The 661-nt window shown below is 62.5% G+C and carries 1 protein-coding gene; it reads right to left on the minus strand.

Translation table 11 applies throughout. From position 1 onward, the window contains the following. Positions 1–470 precede the first annotated feature (470 nt). Positions 471–661: transposase (locus MTQ10_RS30920; protein WP_247463026.1), on the minus strand; the 191-nt coding region annotated here is incomplete at its 5' end.

Below are 661 nucleotides of genomic sequence, written 5' to 3' on the forward strand. Positions count from 1 at the left end.
AAGGAGATCATCCGCTGCCTCAAGCGGTTCGTCGCCCGCGAGATCTACCACGTCCTGACCATCACCAACGCCACCGCAGCGGCCCCGAATCACCTCACAACCGCTGCTTGACATCCATAAGAGCATCATCCCATCAGAACGAGCGTCGAATGAGCGTCACGAGCGTCATGTCAGCGTCGAGATATCGCCCGTAACGCCCGCACCGCACATGATGCGCACACATAAACCCGCAGGTCAGGAGCGCTTCGCGGCCGGTTCCAGGATGGCGACACACTCAACGTGGTGGGTCATCGGAAAGATGTCGGCCTGAACAGGTCCCAGAAAAGCCCTGGTCAGAACCGGTTTCCCAGATCAGCGTCCTTAGTGTGGACGCCCAGAGCGTCAAACGAGCGTCAGGGCCACGAGACCGTCCTGCGGTCACGTCCGCTGAAGTGGTGTATCGACGGCCACTCGGTGATCTCGGTCTGAGGCTATGCGGTGAGTTCGGTGGGCAGGGCGGGGTCGTCGGTTTCTGACTCGATCGGGTGGAGTCGTGCCTTGGTGAGGAGTTCGCGGCCCATGTAGCGGCGGGCTTCGGTCCATTCGTCGTTCTGCTCGGCCAGGACCGCCCCGACGAGCCGGATGACGGCGGTGCGGTCGGGGAAGATACCGACCACGTCGG

This window comes from Streptomyces sp. XM83C (genome assembly GCF_023072675.1).
GTDB classification, from domain to species: domain Bacteria; phylum Actinomycetota; class Actinomycetes; order Streptomycetales; family Streptomycetaceae; genus Streptomyces; species Streptomyces thermocoprophilus.